The sequence below is a fragment of the Bacillus sp. S10(2024) genome, from assembly GCF_050473865.1.
Taxonomy (GTDB): Bacteria; Bacillota; Bacilli; order Bacillales; family Bacillaceae_G; genus Bacillus_A.
The window spans coordinates 4,256,730-4,274,051 of the sequence record NZ_JBFLUR010000002.1 but is presented as its reverse complement, the minus strand read 5'-3'; the positions used below and the strand labels follow the sequence as shown (position 1 = coordinate 4,274,051).

16 protein-coding genes, 1 pseudogene and 1 riboswitch are annotated in these 17,322 nt (G+C 35.0%); of the genes and pseudogenes, 8 read left to right on the top strand and 9 right to left on the bottom strand.

Translation table 11 applies throughout. The annotated features are described in order from the left end of the window. Positions 1-58: 58 nt before the first annotated feature. On the bottom strand, positions 59-640 hold the full coding sequence (locus AB1280_RS21720) for a molybdenum cofactor guanylyltransferase (RefSeq protein ID WP_429756969.1): 582 nt from the start codon (positions 638-640) through the stop codon (positions 59-61). Then, positions 637-1,146: a MogA/MoaB family molybdenum cofactor biosynthesis protein gene (locus AB1280_RS21715; RefSeq protein ID WP_429756968.1), complete on the bottom strand. Its 510-nt coding sequence runs from the start codon at positions 1,144-1,146 to the stop codon at positions 637-639. The genes AB1280_RS21720 and AB1280_RS21715 overlap by 4 nt, the downstream gene beginning before the upstream one ends. Positions 1,147-1,306: 160 nt before the next feature. On the opposite strand from AB1280_RS21715, the gene AB1280_RS21710 reads away from it, so the two are divergent. Beyond that, complete coding sequence (locus AB1280_RS21710; RefSeq protein WP_429756967.1) at positions 1,307-1,489, top strand: hypothetical protein; 183 nt, start codon at positions 1,307-1,309, stop codon at positions 1,487-1,489. A gap of 208 nt (positions 1,490-1,697) precedes the next feature. On the opposite strand, the pseudogene AB1280_RS21705 reads toward AB1280_RS21710, so the two are convergent. After that, positions 1,698-1,802, bottom strand: a pseudogene (locus AB1280_RS21705) (hypothetical protein); the annotation flags it as partial. Between the two features lie 36 nt (positions 1,803-1,838). Continuing rightward, positions 1,839-3,623 carry a response regulator gene (locus tag AB1280_RS21700; protein WP_429756966.1) on the bottom strand — a complete coding sequence of 595 codons (1,785 nt, stop codon included), beginning with the start codon at positions 3,621-3,623 and terminating at the stop codon, positions 1,839-1,841. Positions 3,624-3,811: 188 nt separating this feature from the next. Here AB1280_RS21700 and AB1280_RS21695 point away from each other — a divergent pair, with 188 nt between their 5' ends. The 3 genes from AB1280_RS21695 to AB1280_RS21685 are packed head-to-tail and all read left to right on the top strand — an operon-like array spanning position 3,812 to position 6,374. Next, entirely contained in the window at positions 3,812-4,729 is a 918-nt protein-coding gene (locus AB1280_RS21695; protein WP_429756965.1) for an ABC transporter ATP-binding protein, read from the top strand. Next, positions 4,722-5,654, top strand: a complete 933-nt coding sequence (locus tag AB1280_RS21690; protein ID WP_429756964.1) for an ABC transporter permease — start codon at positions 4,722-4,724, stop codon at positions 5,652-5,654. The genes AB1280_RS21695 and AB1280_RS21690 overlap by 8 nt, the downstream gene beginning before the upstream one ends. A gap of 18 nt (positions 5,655-5,672) precedes the next feature. After that, complete coding sequence (locus tag AB1280_RS21685) at positions 5,673-6,374, top strand: hypothetical protein (protein ID WP_429756963.1); 702 nt, start codon at positions 5,673-5,675, stop codon at positions 6,372-6,374. Positions 6,375-6,549: 175 nt separating this feature from the next. On the opposite strand, the gene metK is transcribed toward AB1280_RS21685, so the two are convergent. Next, positions 6,550-7,749: a methionine adenosyltransferase gene (gene metK, locus AB1280_RS21680; protein WP_020060222.1), complete on the bottom strand. Its 1,200-nt coding sequence runs from the start codon at positions 7,747-7,749 to the stop codon at positions 6,550-6,552. Positions 7,750-7,914: 165 nt separating this feature from the next. Beyond that, positions 7,915-8,037: riboswitch (SAM riboswitch) on the bottom strand. A 219-nt stretch (positions 8,038-8,256) separates the two neighbouring features. Here metK and pckA point away from each other — a divergent pair. Then, positions 8,257-9,843, top strand: coding sequence for a phosphoenolpyruvate carboxykinase (ATP) (gene pckA / locus AB1280_RS21675; RefSeq protein ID WP_429757386.1), 1,587 nt, complete (start codon positions 8,257-8,259; stop codon positions 9,841-9,843). A 132-nt stretch (positions 9,844-9,975) separates the two neighbouring features. On the opposite strand, the gene AB1280_RS21670 is transcribed toward pckA, so the two are convergent. Further along, a complete protein-coding gene (locus AB1280_RS21670; RefSeq protein WP_272188613.1) occupies positions 9,976-10,347 on the bottom strand; it encodes an ATP synthase subunit I in 372 nt (123 codons plus the stop codon). 353 nt (positions 10,348-10,700) lie between these two features. Between AB1280_RS21670 and AB1280_RS21665 the strand changes: the two genes are divergently transcribed. Both AB1280_RS21665 and AB1280_RS21660 read left to right on the top strand, forming a co-directional pair. After that, positions 10,701-10,922 (top strand): hypothetical protein, encoded by a 222-nt coding sequence (locus tag AB1280_RS21665; RefSeq protein WP_020060219.1) that lies wholly within the window; start codon positions 10,701-10,703, stop codon positions 10,920-10,922. Between the two features lie 326 nt (positions 10,923-11,248). Next, entirely contained in the window at positions 11,249-12,952 is a 1,704-nt protein-coding gene (locus tag AB1280_RS21660) for a hypothetical protein (protein ID WP_429756962.1), read from the top strand. 114 nt (positions 12,953-13,066) lie between these two features. On the opposite strand, the gene AB1280_RS21655 is transcribed toward AB1280_RS21660, so the two are convergent. Further along, a complete protein-coding gene (locus AB1280_RS21655) occupies positions 13,067-13,390 on the bottom strand; it encodes an iron-sulfur cluster biosynthesis family protein (RefSeq protein ID WP_429756961.1) in 324 nt (107 codons plus the stop codon). A gap of 136 nt (positions 13,391-13,526) precedes the next feature. Here AB1280_RS21655 and AB1280_RS21650 point away from each other — a divergent pair, with 136 nt between their 5' ends. Next, positions 13,527-14,429, top strand: coding sequence for a Nif3-like dinuclear metal center hexameric protein (locus AB1280_RS21650; RefSeq protein ID WP_429756960.1), 903 nt, complete (start codon positions 13,527-13,529; stop codon positions 14,427-14,429). Between the two features lie 128 nt (positions 14,430-14,557). On the opposite strand, the gene AB1280_RS21645 is transcribed toward AB1280_RS21650, so the two are convergent. Both AB1280_RS21645 and AB1280_RS21640 read right to left on the bottom strand, forming a co-directional pair. After that, positions 14,558-16,198, bottom strand: a complete 1,641-nt coding sequence (locus AB1280_RS21645; RefSeq protein ID WP_429756959.1) for a family 14 glycosylhydrolase — start codon at positions 16,196-16,198, stop codon at positions 14,558-14,560. Between the two features lie 608 nt (positions 16,199-16,806). After that, positions 16,807-17,295: a DM13 domain-containing protein gene (locus tag AB1280_RS21640; RefSeq protein ID WP_429756958.1), complete on the bottom strand. Its 489-nt coding sequence runs from the start codon at positions 17,293-17,295 to the stop codon at positions 16,807-16,809. Positions 17,296-17,322 lie beyond the last annotated feature (27 nt).

The window sequence follows — 17,322 nt, the reverse complement described above, 5'->3', positions numbered from 1 at the left end:
TTATTTTACCAGAAAAATAATAATTTTCGGTATTTTTCACAAAAAAAGAAAAAGAGTTTCAGCTCTTTTTCTTCTGCAATTCGTTATACTCTTCTTTTGTATTCACATTTACAAATAGATCTGTCTCTGTCACTGTTACATACTGAACGTTACACTGTGATAATAACCCCTGCATGCTTCTTTTTTCTTCCTTTAATAACTGTTCTATTTTCTCTTTTACTTTATAATGATATAGCGCTAAAAGCGGTTGTTTCCGTCCTTCTACTAACGGAACAATCGCTTCATATGTTTCATCCGCTCGTTCTATTAATTCCAGTGCCCACTCTTTCGAAACATTTGGTGTGTCGCACGGTGCAATGATGTACCAATCTGCGCTTGCATATTCCATGCCTGTTATGAAACCAGCAAGCGGGCCGTTTCCTTTATATAATTCGATATCTTCTATAACAGGGACATTCAACATGTGCGAAAGCTCGTTTGTAATGTTTGGATGGCTAATGACGACAATGTCTACCGCAACTTCTTTTAATGCTTCTATACTATGTTCAATGAATGTTTTTCCTTGCCAAATCGCTAATGCTTTCGGCTCTCCAAAACGACTCGATCTTCCGCCAGCTAATACAATTCCAGCTATTTTCATTGGCGATGCAGCTCAAATATAATATGGCCAAGCTCTGGTAAAATCAATTTATTCATCGCCAGACGCACCGCCCCTGTTGACCCTGGCATCGAAAAGACAACTTTTCTACCAATGGTCCCGCCAATCGCTCTACTTAACATCGCCGCACTGCCGATATCTTCTAAATAACTAATCGTTCGAAATAACTCACCAAAACCAACGATTTCCTTATCTAATAATGGAGAAACAGCTTCAATTGTCACGTCACGCTTTGTAATACCTGTTCCTCCATTGGTTAATACAACATCAACATCCTCTTGATGATATCCAGATAAGACAGCTTGCTGAATGCTTTTCTTATCATCTTTCACAATTTCATACGCTGTTACTTGATGATTTGCTTCTATTAATAATTCTTTTAGTAACTGTCCACTTTTATCTGTTTCTTCTGTACGTGTATCTGAAATTGTGATGATTTTACAACGGACTTGTGCTGGTGCTTGTTTCTTATGTTCTGTGACGCTCATTCTTTTTTCCTCCCCATTAATAAGCTTCTCTAAATTTTATCATATATCATATAGCAGCAAAAAAATGTGAGACCTATCACACTTCTTTATCGAAAAAGCATTCCTTTTCCGAAATTTACCTTATAATAAAAATGTAGGTTTTCAAAGGGAGGAATTTCATATGGAGACAATGCGAAAATTAACGACACTATTTATCTTACTTTTCGTCGCTTCCATTAGCGCCGGCATGGCACTAAAAGACGCCGTACCGTACGCAGCAATAGGCGGCTGGGGATTTGGAACACTCTTTTTACTTTGCAGTGCATACTGCTTAGGAAAATCCCGTTCACAGAAGGGAGAATAAGTAATGTTCGGTAAGAAATCAACTACATGCACATCATGCGGAAAAGAAATTGCTGTACATGAACGTTCTTAGATTTGCATGCAATATCCGCCAAGTGGGATGACAAAATAAATCCTGACACTTATCCCTACAAACATAAACATTGTGGTGAATATTAAAATAAAACAAGCTTTACGCACACGCGCAAAGCTTGTTTCTTCCTATATTATAGACCAGCTGAGCGAAGAGCGAAGTTACTGCAAACTAGTTCTACTAGTACTTCTTCAGATACTTTACCAGTGCCGAATGTATCAATAGAAATAGATACTATTCGCTACGCTGGTTGCGTACGCAAATTTATCCGTATCATTTATAACAAAGCTTCCTCCTCTGCTTTTTTTACAGCTTCACTTCTCCCAGAAACTTCAAGCTTCATATATATAGAAGAAACATAGTTCCTTATAGTTCCTTCAGATAAAAACAATTTTTTTGCAATTTCTTTATATCGAAGCCCTTCTTTAAGAGCACCTAAGACCTCCATTTCACGCCGCGTCAACTCATAAGGATACTTTTTTGGTACTGAGCTATATGCGTTAAACAAACGATTCGCAACACTGTGAGACAACATAGTCCCTCCTGAATTTACTAATCTAATTGCCGCTACTAATTCTTTTGGCGTGGCAGATTTAAGTACATATCCTTCAGCCCCTGCTTTAAGCGCTTCAGAAACACTAGAAGCTTCTTCAAAAGTCGTCACCATAATAACTTTCGTACTTGGCCATTTCCTCTTAATTTCTTCTGTCGTTATAATTCCATTCATTTCAGGCATTTGTACGTCCATAAGAACAATATCTGGTTGATTTACTTCGCATTTTTCTAAAGCTTGTTTTCCGCTATTTGCAACTGCAACATCAAAGTCAGTATATTCGGTCAATAAAAGTTTTAAACTATCTAAAACCATAGATTGATCATCTACTACTAGTATATTTATTTCATCTTGAGTAGAAGTTTTCTCTATATTTAAGCTTGGAATTACACAAGTTACAATAGTTCCAGCATTCTTTTGAGAGTCTATGTACAAGCTTCCTTGATATTCATTTAAACGATTTCTCATGCCAGATAAGCCAAATCCCTCTTGGATATCTTCTATTCCTTTACCATTATCTTGCACTTGAAGCATGACATGACTTTTATGATATTGCAGAAGAACTTGTATCGACTCTGCTTCGCCATGTCTAGTTGCATTTGTCATCGCTTCTTGTAAACAACGACAAAAAGCCATTTTAACTTTTTTCGCTATCATATACTGCTCTCCAATTGTTCGAAAAACAACATCAACGTGTGTGTTGCTTTTAAATTCTTCTATAATATTAAGTAAAGATACATCTAAATTTAATTCCTCTTCTAATGGATCCATTTCATGAATTTGTCTTCGAATACTCTCTAAGCCAGATCGTGACATATCTAATATATCTTGTAATTTTTTTTGCCCTTCTTGCGTAGTTAAATGAGGTTTTAACGTTTCCATACTTAATATAACTGACGTAAATTTATAACCAACAGTATCATGTAATTCCCTCGCCATTCTACATCTTTCCTCAAGCAGAGTCATTCTTTCAACTTGTGAAGAATATTGTTCTAAAATCGCATTCTTCTCTTTAATTAATTCGAGTTTTTGTTTAATTGAATCCATAGAAAAAACAATTCTCTGTAACACATGTCCAACACTATAAATGAAAAGAACGTCAAATAGATTTAGAAGCAAGTGATTTAATTTATAATCAAAATTCAAGAAAACTCCGAATATATAAACAATAATTGTTAAAGGTAATGTATAGAAATTAGCTTTTCCTCGACAAAAAAATGCCAATGTTAAAATTGCAGGAGAAAAAAACTGTGCTAGATGATACGTATGTGCAAGATAAAGTGAAAGCCCTCCCACTAATATGATCTCGGCCAATAAATATAGTTCATATCGAATTTTATATAATATTACAGGTATGACATACAGTATTAATGTCATACAAAAAACACTTTCAAAGGGGAATGTAGGATTATCTTGATACGTTAAAACTGCAACTGCAGCGATCCAAAAGATACGAATGAATACGATTAGCCAATGCTGCCAAAGTAATTTATTTTGTACTGAAATCAACCGTATAAGCACCTCCCACTAAAAAACCTTCACCTAGTGTATATATTTTCCATCATTATATTTTTATCATAGCAAGGTTATTACATTTTGTCACTGTGCTTTATTACATTCATTTTGATACGTTGATAACTAAGAACACGACTCATCGTATTGAGTTGAAAATTAAAATGCATAAGGAGATGAAAAAAATGAGTATCTTGAAAATAAACAATTTAACTAAAAAAATTAGAAGAAAAACACTTGTCAATCAATTATCGTTTGATGTAAATGAAGGAGAAATACTTGGACTCCTCGGTCCAAACGGAGCTGGAAAAACTACCACAATTAGAATGATAGTTGGATTAATTTCAAAGTCTAGCGGAACGGTTGAAATTAATGGAAAAAACATAGATAACAATTTTAAAGAAGCAATGAGACATGTAGGAGTAATTGTTGAGAATCCTGATTTGTACAAATTTTTATCTGGCTATGATAATCTTCTTCACTTCTCTCGAATGACACCCAGTGTCCCTAACGAACGATTAAATGAGGTGGTATCTTTAGTTGGGTTGGAGAAAAGTATTCATAACAAAGTTTCGACTTATTCTTTAGGAATGAAACAACGGCTCGCTCTTGCGATTGTTTTAGTACACAAGCCCTTACTTCTACTATTAGATGAACCTACAAATGGACTTGACCCTAAAGGTATTCGTGATTTAAGACTTCACTTAAAGAAACTAGCCAAAAGTGAAAATGTAGCAATTGTTGTATCAAGTCACCAAATGGCTGAAATGGAAATGATGTGTGACCGTATAGCCATTATTGATAAGGGTTATATGGTAGGTTTACATGACATGAAAGATATTACAAAAGAAAAGATAAGTTGTGTTCAATTTGAAGTAGACCGAACAGATTTAGCTATTCCAGTACTTCAAAAGTTATTAGTAGGAGCAGAAATTGTAACAAACCAAAATATGATCAATATTACAATTAGTAAAGAACGTATACCAGAAATTAGTGATACGTTAGCAAGAAGTGGAGTAAATGTTTATGGTGTTCAAACGATTAAAACCACTTTAGAAGACAAATTCATCGAAATGACAGGGGATGAACTACGTAATGCTTAATCTAATCAAGAATGAAAACATGAAAACTTTTAAACGTAAAAGAACTTGGGTCATGATAGGAGTTATGGTCCTATTTATTCTAGTGCAATTTCTAAATGTAAAATTTTCTCATCAAGTTAACTATGGAGATGATTGGAAAACCTCTCTTATAGAAGAAAATGCATTACTTAAAGTTGAAAAAGAATCTAAAACATTACCGCTGGAAATACTCGAAAATGAAAAAAAATTTTTACTAAATAAGTATTACATTGACAACAATATAAAACCAGAAAACAATGCATGGTTCTTTACAATTGGACAAAGTACAAATTTTTTAGTAGCGATTTCTATTCTTACCTTAATAATAGCTGGTGAAAGTGTCGCAAGTGAATTTCAATCCGGGACGATTAAATTTTTATTAACTCGAACTGCTACTCGTACACAAATATATTTTTCTAAATATATTTCGACTTTATTATTTGGACTATTTCTAGTCGGAATCACCTTTATTTTTTCAATTCTATTTAGTGGTATTCTTTTAGGATTTGATGGCATAAACAGCGACTACTTATTCGTCAAAGATCAAGTCGTTCAAAAAACAAGTGTCCTTCAAGCACTAATTGGTAGCTTACTCTTTAAAATTCCTTTCTTACTTATTGTTGCGACTTTCGCATTTATGATTTCAGCTGCATTTAAAAGTTCAACATTCTCAATCGTCTTTTCTCTTTTAATAACAATTACAGGTTTTGTTATGAGCATTTCATTAAAAGGTTTCAGTTGGACACAATATTTTATCTTCTCTAATACAGACTTATCGAATTTTATATACGAGAGTCCACCTGTAGAAGGAATGTCCTTAAGCTTTGCTCTTGTATTAATCTTCATTCATCTATTCATCATGCACTTAGTTTCGTATCCCATTTTTGTGAAAAGAGATGTTGTTTAAAGACTGGAGGAAAGCAAAATGAAGCAAAAATTAATTATTTTTTGTACGTTAATCACTTTAATCCTTACTGGCTGTTCTAGTTCTGAAAGTGAAACAAAGGAACAAAAACTGGAACTATCAGCCTCTAATGTTAAAAAATTAACATTAGATAATCGTAATGGTAATATTGATATTTCAACAAATTCTACATCGGATAAAATAGAAGCTTCTATTCATGCAAAAGCAAAAGGAATCAGCATAGACAAATTAAAACTAGACCTTTCAGAAAAAAATGGAGTCGCCAACTTAAATACTTCTTTTGATGGGCAATTCTTTAGTAGTAGTGAAACTTGGGTTGATGTGAAACTCTCAGTACCTAAGAACGTAAAAGTGGAATTTAAAGAAAACCATAGAGACGGAGCTATTACAGTTTCTAAATTGGATTCAGATATAAACATTCTTAATGTGAATGGAAATATAGACATTTCCAATGTTAAGGGGACTGTTAGTGTAACAAATAGGGATGGGAAAATTAATATTTCCAATGTGTCATCTGACATCAATGTCGATAATAATAATGGGGCAGTTGTTATTAAAGATATTAATGGATCAGTACGGGCTAAGATTGGGGATGGATCAGCCGATATAAATAGTATTGAAAAAAACGTAACAATCTTAGGTGCTAAAAACGATAAGATAAAAGTGGATGGTGTTAAAGGGAAAGTAACATTCAATAAATAACGTTTGACTTATTGATATGAAAATGAATGAAACCAACCGCATTTTTTGTGAAACGACCATATAACATAGTCAAACATTCTTGCTTATTTTTAAAATACGCAAGAGAAAACTTTATGTATTCCCATAAATAGAAAAAAGCTTTGCGCACACGCGCAAAGCTTTTTTCTTCCTATTATTATAGACCAGCTTGCTCTTTTAAAGCTTCAGCTTTGTCTGTACGTTCCCATGATAGATCTACATCAGTACGTCCGAAGTGGCCGTAAGCTGCTGTTTGTTTGTAAATTGGGCGACGTAAGTCTAACATTTTGATGATACCAGCTGGGCGAAGATCGAAGTTGCTTCGAACTAGTTCTACTAGTACTTCTTCAGATACTTTACCAGTGCCGAATGTATCAACAGAGATAGATACTGGTTGTGCTACGCCGATTGCGTATGCAAGTTGTACTTCTGCTTTGTCAGCAAGTCCTGCTGCTACGATGTTTTTCGCAACGTAACGAGCTGCGTATGCTGCAGAGCGGTCAACTTTTGTCGCATCCTTACCAGAGAATGCACCGCCGCCGTGACGAGCATATCCGCCGTAAGTATCTACGATAATTTTACGACCTGTTAAACCAGCATCCCCTTGTGGTCCACCGATAACGAAGCGGCCAGTTGGGTTAATGAAGAATTTTGTTTCTTCATCGATTAATTCAGCTGGTACAACTGGTTTAATAACAAATTCTTTTAAGTTGCGATCGATTTGTTCCCAAGCAATCTCTGGATGATGTTGCGTAGAAATTACGATTGTATCGACGCGAACTGGTTTACCATTTTCATCATACTCAACTGTTACTTGTGTTTTACCGTCTGGACGTAAATATGGTAATGTATCATCCTTACGAACTTCCGTTAAACGACGAGCTAATTTGTGAGCAAGTGAGATTGGAAGTGGCATTAATTCTTTTGTTTCATTACATGCGAAGCCAAACATTAAACCTTGGTCGCCAGCACCGATTGCTTCAATCTCTTCGTCAGTCATTTGACCTTCGCGTGCTTCTAACGCTTGGTCAACACCCATTGCGATGTCAGCAGATTGCTCATCGATAGATGTTAAAACTGCGCAAGTTTCTGCATCGAATCCGTATTTTGCACGAGTATAACCGATTCCTTGAATTGTTTCACGAACGATTTTTGGGATATCTACATAAGTAGAAGTTGTAATCTCTCCCGCTACCAATACTAAACCAGTTGTTACTGTTGTTTCACAAGCTACACGTGCGTTTGCATCTTTTGCTAAGATTGCATCTAAAATTGAATCAGAAATTTGGTCACAAATTTTATCTGGATGTCCTTCAGTTACAGATTCAGATGTGAACAGATGACGTTTTTTTGTCATGTGGTAAACCTCCCTACAGTAATTGTATATATTGTACGGAACTCATCCTTAATTTGCCACAAACTGCGACATTCATGTATTTTCCCACACAAGTGCAAAAGAAAAACCCTTCCTTAATAGAGGAAAGGTTGTATTTGCTACTTGCATACTGCTTTTTGCCCTTCGCTCTTATCGTTCGAGACAATTCGCCTCGCACAGGTTTAAGCACCTATTCACTTGTTTGTTGTCCATACAAGTGAGGTTGCCGGGCTTCATCGGGCCTGTCCCTCCGCCAGCTCGGGATAAGAGAGTATCCGTCCTCAACTATACTAAAGAAATGACTTTCATTTGTCAATCCAAATACACATATTCCTATAAGTTTTTCATACCAGAAATTTATGGAAAAAAATAATATAATAACACAAACAAAAACAAATAAATAGTATACATTATTTATATGATTGTGTTATACTTTTGGTGGGGATTACGATGAATATTCATAAATCAAATAAAGGATGGTATATAAATATGAGTACTGCGAATGTCCAAATTGGATTACATGAACTATTGAACGGAAGCAATGCACAGGTTCAATTGAGCGTTCCGCAATTAACGGAAAAGGTATTAATGAGAAAAGAAGGTCAATTATCTTCTACTGGCGCAGTTTCTGTTTCAACAGGAAAATATACAGGACGTTCTCCGAAAGATAAATTTATTGTAGACGAAGCATCTGTTACGGACAAAATTGCTTGGGGATCTGTTAACCAACCAATTTCTGAAGAACATTTCAATAAATTATATACAAAAGTGCTAGAATACTTAAAAGATAAGGAAGAACTATTCGTATTCAAAGGATTTGCAGGAGCAGACCGCAACTACCGTCTTCCTCTTCAAGTTATTAATGAATATGCTTGGCATAACCTATTTGCGCACCAATTATTCATTCGTCCAACTGAAGAAGAATTACAAGATCATGATGCACAGTTCACAATTGTATCTGCACCAAACTTTAAAGCAGATACAGAAGTTGACGGCACAAATTCAGAAACATTTATTATCGTTTCTTTTGAAAAGCGTATCGTGTTAATCGGCGGCACAGAATACGCTGGTGAAATGAAAAAATCAATCTTCTCTATCATGAACTACTTACTTCCAGAGCAAGACATTTTCTCTATGCACTGCTCTGCAAACGTAGGCGAAGAAGGCGATGTTGCTTTATTCTTCGGTTTATCTGGAACAGGTAAGACAACATTATCTGCTGATCCAAACCGTAAATTAATTGGTGATGATGAGCACGGTTGGTCTGATAACGGTGTGTTTAATATTGAAGGCGGTTGCTATGCAAAATGTGTGAACTTATCTCGTGAGAAAGAGCCACAAATCTTTGACGCAATTAAATTCGGCTCTGTTTTAGAAAACGTTGTAATTGATGAACATACACGCATTGCAAATTACGATGACACTGCATTAACAGAAAATACACGTGCAGCTTATCCAATTGATGCAATTGATAACATCGTATTACCTAGCGTTGCAGGTCATCCTAATACAATTATTTTCTTAACTGCTGATGCATTCGGCGTGTTGCCTCCAATCAGTAAATTAACGAAAGAGCAAGCTATGTATCATTTCTTAAGCGGTTACACTAGTAAACTAGCAGGAACTGAGCGCGGTATTACTTCTCCGCAAGCAACATTCTCAACATGCTTTGGTTCTCCATTCTTACCACTTGATGCATCTCGCTACGCAGAAATGCTTGGTGAAAAGATCGAGAAGCATGATGCAAAAGTATTCTTAGTGAACACTGGCTGGACTGGCGGCGAATACGGCGTTGGAAAACGTATGAACTTAGGTCATACACGCGCAATGGTGCAAGCTGCGTTAAACGGCGAGCTTGACAACACTGAAACAGCAAAACATGATATCTTTGGTCTTGAAGTACCACTTCATGTTCCCGGTGTACCTGATGAAGTATTAATGCCAGAACAAACATGGACTGATAAAGAAGCTTACAAAGTAAAAGCAACTGAACTTGCAAATAAGTTCAAAGAAAACTTCAAGAAATTTGATACTGTTTCTGAAACAGTTGTAAACCTTGGCGGTCCAATCGCTTAACCTGACTTTAATGTGAATAAGTATGTTGTGACTGCAAGAAAACAAGTATTCACCGACAAAGCCCATGTTTTCTTGTAATTGCGCATACTTACATATAAAAGAGGCTTACGAGTAATCTCGCAAGCCTCTTCCCTATTTCTTCACATCTTTCATACTGTAATATGCTAAATTAATCACAATTAATATATACCCGCCCATAATCCCAACAGCAAATGCCCACATCACCATATGATGCTCAATCTCGTACATAATAATGGCACCAAGTATTGCTGCTGCAAATCTGTTTATCATACCAAGAGTTGGTGACTTACTTTTTTTTACTATGCTCTCTCCGATTTTTTCAATGCGGCGCCCTAAAATCCAAACACAATATGTGCTCACGAGAAAACCAAGACCGATTCCTAAAAAGTGCGGAGAAAACGGAGTAAATGTCCAGCCTAACAGCATCAGTGCTAAAATATAATATGTTTGTACTTTAAATGTTTGTAACGACATGCTAATCATGTTCTGGCTCCTCTACTGCAAAATCTCTATATCAAATATCGTCCAATTAAAAAACAACGTAAAAACCACTTTTTTAAGTGGGTAAAAGTATGTAATCGATTCCCTACCACGTGCAATACAAAAACAAATCATCTCTCCATACCAGCTGTTTAAATGGATTTACAAATTTTCAACTATTTTGATAGTGTTTATATTATTAAATTGAATTTAAGAAATAACATTATACAAAAAATCTCTTGCAAATAACGAGTCGAATTGTGTCGTTTTTTCAAACATTTTTTTATAAAATAAGATATCATTCTAACAAAATGTGGATATTATATAGTAAGTACACAATAAAGGAGGGACTTCCATTGCTCTTCTTTCTCATCGCTCTTATTCATTTCCTTATCCCGGCTCTCGTCGGCTTAACGTTATATTGGTATACACCTAAGCATAGCGTTTTCTATGCCGTCCTCAGCGTTCTTCTCACCGGTATGATTCTCGTCACTTATTTCCGCTTCCCTTTTCTTAACTGGATTCCATTTGTTATAGCAATTTTGTATCTTATTTTATTACCGAAAATCAAAAAATAAGAAAGCAGATCTACTCTGCTTTCTTATTTTGATATATTTTCTTTTACAAGTAACGTTTTTTCTGACTTTACAAACCATAGGACCATTGAACTACTCCTACCTATCTTCTTCGCTTCTCTCAATCTTGAGGTGGGGGGCTTACTGCCCGTTAATGCGGGATAAATATAGCACTCAAACATTTCCTCTTCTTTATAAGTAATACCTTTTTTTCTTCTCATTCATAAATTCGACAAAATATTCGCTGTTTATTTGTTGATATAAATTTGGTAAAATAACCTTATATTTCCATGATATGTATAAATCAAAATATACGGAGGATAAAAATCGTGAAGTTAATAAAGGTTAATAAAAAAGATGCTTTAGCATTCTCCGCTATCATCGCCCTTATATTCATATGTACTATTATACAAATGAATTTATTTTGGGACAAAGATTTAGTATTGGCAGGAGATGATATAGGATTCCATTTTAATCGCATATTCGGATTAGCTGAAGCAATTAAAACATCTCAATACCCATTTTACATTGATAGTACCTTTTTAAATGGATATGGTTATGCAACAAATTGGTTTTATTCTAACCTTTTTCTATTTCCAATGGCTATTTTATTGAATTTAGGATACAGTTTAGTAGTTTCCTATAGAACTTATATAATAATTTATACAATAGCAACAGCATGCGTAACTTATTATTGTGTCTATAAAATGAGTAAAAAAGTAACTTCATCAAGCTTTATGACTATATTGTATGTCTTTTCACTCTATAGAGCATTTGATGTTTATCAAAGAGCTGCGCTTGGGGAGTCATTGGCGTTTATCTTTCTTCCTGTTATATTGTATGGAATTTATGAAATTTTATATGGACAGAAAAGAAAGTGGTACATTTTAACGATTGGGTTCACTGGAATGATTTATACTCATGTTTTATCAAGTGTATTAGCTTTTTGCATGTTACTGCTCTTCCTGCTCTTTTCAATTAATAGACTCTGGGAGGATAAAACAAAAATAATTTATTTTGTTATTGCTGGCGGAGTAACAATCTTACTATCAGCTTTTTTTATTTTTCCAATGGTAGAGCAAATGGCATCGAATACCTTCTATCTCAATACATATACTTTTACAACACCTGGCGATACGATGTATTCACTAGGAAAATTATGCAAAAGCATTATATTAAACAATAAAGGTTCTGCAATTATAGGAATAGGATACGTTTTATTTTTACCATTAATATATAGATTTAACATTAAAAAGAAAAATGCAATAATAAGTTTTGCTGACAAATGCTTATTAATCGCAATGATATTTTTACTAATGACAACAAACTACTTCCCATGGAAACACTTCCATATGCTAGACGTTATACAATTCACATTTAGACTTTTTGCACTTGTAACATTATTAATGGCATTTAGCTGTTCTGTTTATATAGGCTATGCTATTAAGAAAAAATATCATTCAATCGGTTTGCTAGTTATTGTTCTTTCTCTATTATTCAGTAATACATCGACAATAGCTCAATATTATAAAGATTTTCGTATACATGACCAAAATCAATTTAGAGGAGAGCAAACTTTTAAAGATTCATACAATATAGGTGCAGGTTCTGAATACCTGCCTTCTGTTACAAAGATCGATGTTTTAAAATCTCGAAAGAAAGACGAAGTGAAAACAAGAAATCATACCACGAAACTAAGTCATATAGTAAAGGAAGGCAATGAGCTTTATATAAATTTTGATGCAAAGAATAAAGATGTCTTAGAACTTCCAATGATTTATTACAAAGGCTATGAGGTGAAAATTAACAACAAAATAGTTCCGATAAAAATGTCTAACAACGGATTGATAGAAGTACCGATCCAAGAAAAAGGTAAAATGGAAGTATCATACCCAGGAACAGCTATTCAAAAATTCTCCTTTTACACTTCTATTACTACTTTCGTTATGTTGATGATTTTCATTCGTTTAAAAAGTATTAGAAGAAATAAAGAAAAGAAACATGACATAGATTCCACAATAAAATACGCCTAATTTCACTTTTCACTAAGAAATTACCATAAATAATATTCGTTAATTTTTGATATTTTATGTTTGGGAATAAATTAGAAGAAAGCAAAGATGATCTGCTTTCTTCTCTTCCATGAATTACACCCGAACATGCAATTTCATATTCGGATTATAATATTGACTCGGGCTTTTTAATTGAAAGGTTCCCCCAGATTCAGAAAAATCAACAGTCAAGTTATCATCCATAAAAACAAGCTTCGTTCGATCGGCAATAAACTGAAACTTGTTTGATGGAATGTCCACGTCTTGCTCATCTTTTTCTAGTGCAGCGACTAAGTCAATAATCCCACTCATCACACAGCCGCATCCTTCTGTATCGTAAAATAATTTTATATATTTAGCTTCACTTGGAATTATCTTTTTCATTTTCGCATATGCTGCGTCCGTTACGGTCACATTCATTGTTTTTCCTCCTACCTATATCACGATTATTCTATTGTAGCATTCTTTTTTTATAAATCGATTCGATTTTTATATACAGAAAATTCATTAAACCATATAATTAAATTGATACATTTTCCCAAAGGAGGTTTTCCTCATGCCAAAACTTCAAGAACTAGAATATCAGTTGAATACGTTATTTTCCGTACACAAATACGGAATAGATCCTGGGTTTAGCCGTTTCCTCCCAGCTGCTTATGATCCAATTTCATTTCCTTGGCAAGAGTTCTTTGAAGATGATTTCGTGACACACTTTAATGGGCTCATGATAAAAGGAGCAGCTGTTGTTCGCAATGTCTTTCTAGCTGTTTTTCCAACTAACGAAGTGCTTGATAAGTTTCTTACTGAAGGAACAGCTGGAGACTTATTATTTATGCATCATCCGCTTGTCATGGAATGCGGCGATCCGCAAGGCTTACCAGGGCGCGGGTTCATTCCTATTCCAAGTCACTATTTGCAAGCAATAAAGGACAAGGGATTATCCGTATACACATGTCATGCGCCAATGGACCGTCATCAAACGTATGGGACAAGTATCGCCATCGCCAAAGCACTACATGCATCCGTAATTGAAAGCTTCGCTGAAGGCGATGGATTGATTTGTGAAATAGCTCCAACACATACAAATGAGCTAATGGAAAAAGCAAAAAAGATTTTTGACATCCCTTATGTAGACTTTGAAGGACAAACACGTTCTCATATTTCGAAAATCGCAATCATCGCTGGCTGCGGTGATAAAGTAAGCATGATGCAAGAAGCTGAGGAAAAAGGCGCGCAAGCTTATGTTACTGGGGAAGTGCATTGTCATATCGATAACGACTATGGCAAAAAGAAATATGCCATTATGAAAGAGTACATACCGCATACAACTATGTCGCTCATCGGTGTTTCCCACTCTGCATCGGAGTATTTAGTAAAGAAGACACTCATGTATGACTGGTTTTCGCAAAATTTTAATGTCAATGTTGTCTTGCTGCCGCAGGAGAAATGGTGGTATTAATTTAGAAAGCGCTATCCTTTCTGTATGAAAAATAAAGCAACCAAATTTATCATATATTTGGTTGCTTAGTTTGCCCTTTATCATTGTTTACTTCAACAAAAATTAAAAATTTCTTTTAAGCAATGAAACTACCATAAATCCGTATACACAGTAGAAGTCGCTGGAATTGGTGTCCAATATTGCTGATTTGGCTGCCATGCTTTAATCGTTCCATCTTGGCGCTTAATAAACGCTTTGAATTGAACATTTCGCTCAGCTGGTAAATAAACTGTGCCTCTCCAATCTCCGTAAGTAGAGTTATACGATAATTTAATAGGATATAGCGTTGTATCCCATTGCCCTAACTCAGCACGATCTCCAGCAATATACACTGTATCTCCAGTAGTTGTTGGTGCATTTTTTACAACGATTGTTTGCGAAGTAGGAGTAACTCCTAAAGTATCTTTGAACTGTGCCATCAATGTATTATTGTACATAACATCTTGATAACGAAGCAGTGTGAATCCCGCAAAGTTATAATTAAAAGCCATTTCAGCTGCTTTCTTATATTCATTATCGCTTCCTATGCTTAACGCATTTTCGCCATTTAGGACAATCCCTTTTTCATTCGCAAGCTTAGCTACTTGTTTTACAAGTGTTTTTGGCATTGAATATTCTGGATATGTTCCCTTATCTGACATTTCTAAGCAGGTAAATGTTAAATCTAATTTTGCACTCTTAAAGGCGTCTAACAAACTACTATAATCATTATATCCCGCTGGCTTTTCAGCACTGTGCGGAAGATTTGGATTGTTGTATTGCCAATGAACACCGGCAACTTTTGCTCCAATTGGTATGTGGAACGTATTATCAAATGCAGAATGAGCTAATTCACCTATCAATTTTGTATGCTCTTCTAACACACCTTCATACCACTTTAAGAAATCTTCACCGTACTTTGTTTGATAGCCGATTGTCAAAAATTGATTTCCATCAGATGGAGGAAGTACTTGTGACATAGAAGTTAAGTTTGTCCCCCAAGCTTTGTTTATTCCTGCTAAAGATCCATATTTTTGTAATGTCCAAGAACGAAATTGCTCTTTCGCAAATTCCGTATAAGCTTGAAACTTCCCTCTAGACGGGTAACCTGATCCATCAGCCGACGTATAAGATGGATAACGTGTTTCTCCAGCCGGACCGCCCGATAAATAAATCTTCGAAATGACATCTTTATACGGAGCCATCGCCTCTGCAAAAGCATTATATAGTTCTCCGTACTGCTTTCGAATTACATCTGAAGCTAGCGGATTTAATGTTTCTTTATTAATTGTTCCTGTTTCCGATTTAAAATATAAACTATCATCTGATTTTTGATTCCATATCCAAGAAGGAAGCGGTACATTACAATCATCTCCAACATTACCGCCACATTGATGCGTTGAAATAATCGGAATCATTTTCATACCAGCATTTCTTACAGATTGTGCAAAGCGCTGGGCATAAGAAAAATCAAATTGTTGATCTCCATTCTTCTCCATATCTCCCCACCAAAAATCAACAGTAATAGCAGAGAAGCCGTTTTGTTTTGCCCAGCGTAAATCATTTTCAAACGTCTCCCATGTCATCATATCGGGTATTTTCTTTAACGGTGCCATAATATATGCTTTGTAATTTCCGTTCATTGATTGCCCGTTTACAGCTGCATAACTCTGGCTTGGAAAAATTGAAAAAGCAAAGAATATAAGAACAGATAACATGGCAATACTACAGCCTTTTAAATATTTTTTCATACGCTCTCTCCTTTTCTAAAAATTAAGACTACAAATAATAAAAACTTGAATGAAAGCAAAGGGTTTCATTCTATATTTGTAATTACAAACAAACATGTATGCGTTTACATATTATCATTTATTGCAATCGTTTGCATTACTTTTCTCGTATTTTACTAGGCTTTTTATATGTATTATAAATCCATTTTCATTTTTCGACATATAATATAAGTCACTGCTATACAGAGCACAACATGACCGCTACTTACTTTCTTCCCTTGCTTTAAACCTCGCACGTGGCGGGAATAGACCCTGACTGCTTCTATGCACGGCCAGATGCCCTCGTTCCTCCTAAAAAAAGGGGTTTTATATCTTTTTTAATTTTTATATATAAATATATTTTTATAAAAATTAAAAAACAGGTAATAGATTTCAGTTCTATCACCCGTTTTTTATATACATCCATTTTCATTTTTCGACATATAAGTCGCTGCTATGCAGAATACAACATGACCTGTACTTGCTTCCTTTGTTTTATACCTCGCACGTGGCAGGAATAGGCCCTGATCGCTTCTATGCATAGCCAGATACTCTTGATCACCTAGAAAAAAGGGGGGTATGTCCGTTTTTCAATTTTTATTTACATATGCCGCGCCAAAGTTCTCATTAAATCTCTTACACCATACAGAAACTGCGCCGTATGCACTTACATCTATCTCATCAGGAATCTCATAGTTTTGATCGCCTTTGTTTCCTTTTAATTTTCCTAATTCAATATACTTATAATTTTTAACATCTTCATTGTTTTTCAATTGCTTTGTAGGAACTAATACAACTCGAACATCCGGTCCGTTAGAAGTTGTAAAATTAGTAAGGCGTAAAATACGTTTTCCATCTGCTAATTGATGGATTGTTGCTGTTCCAGTTGTTTCATGGACACCGCTTTGAAACTGTCCTTCGCTTATTACCTGCTTTGTTTCTTTTGATTTCATTTCTGTTTGCGGCAATGTTTCATTTACTTTCTTATCAATAAATAATTTCTCTGGGCGGAATAAGGACCACACTATCCCCCCAACAATTATGAATGCTCCTATAAGGAATATATGTTTTCTTTTCATAAAGTAAGTTCCCTCCTCTAACACTTA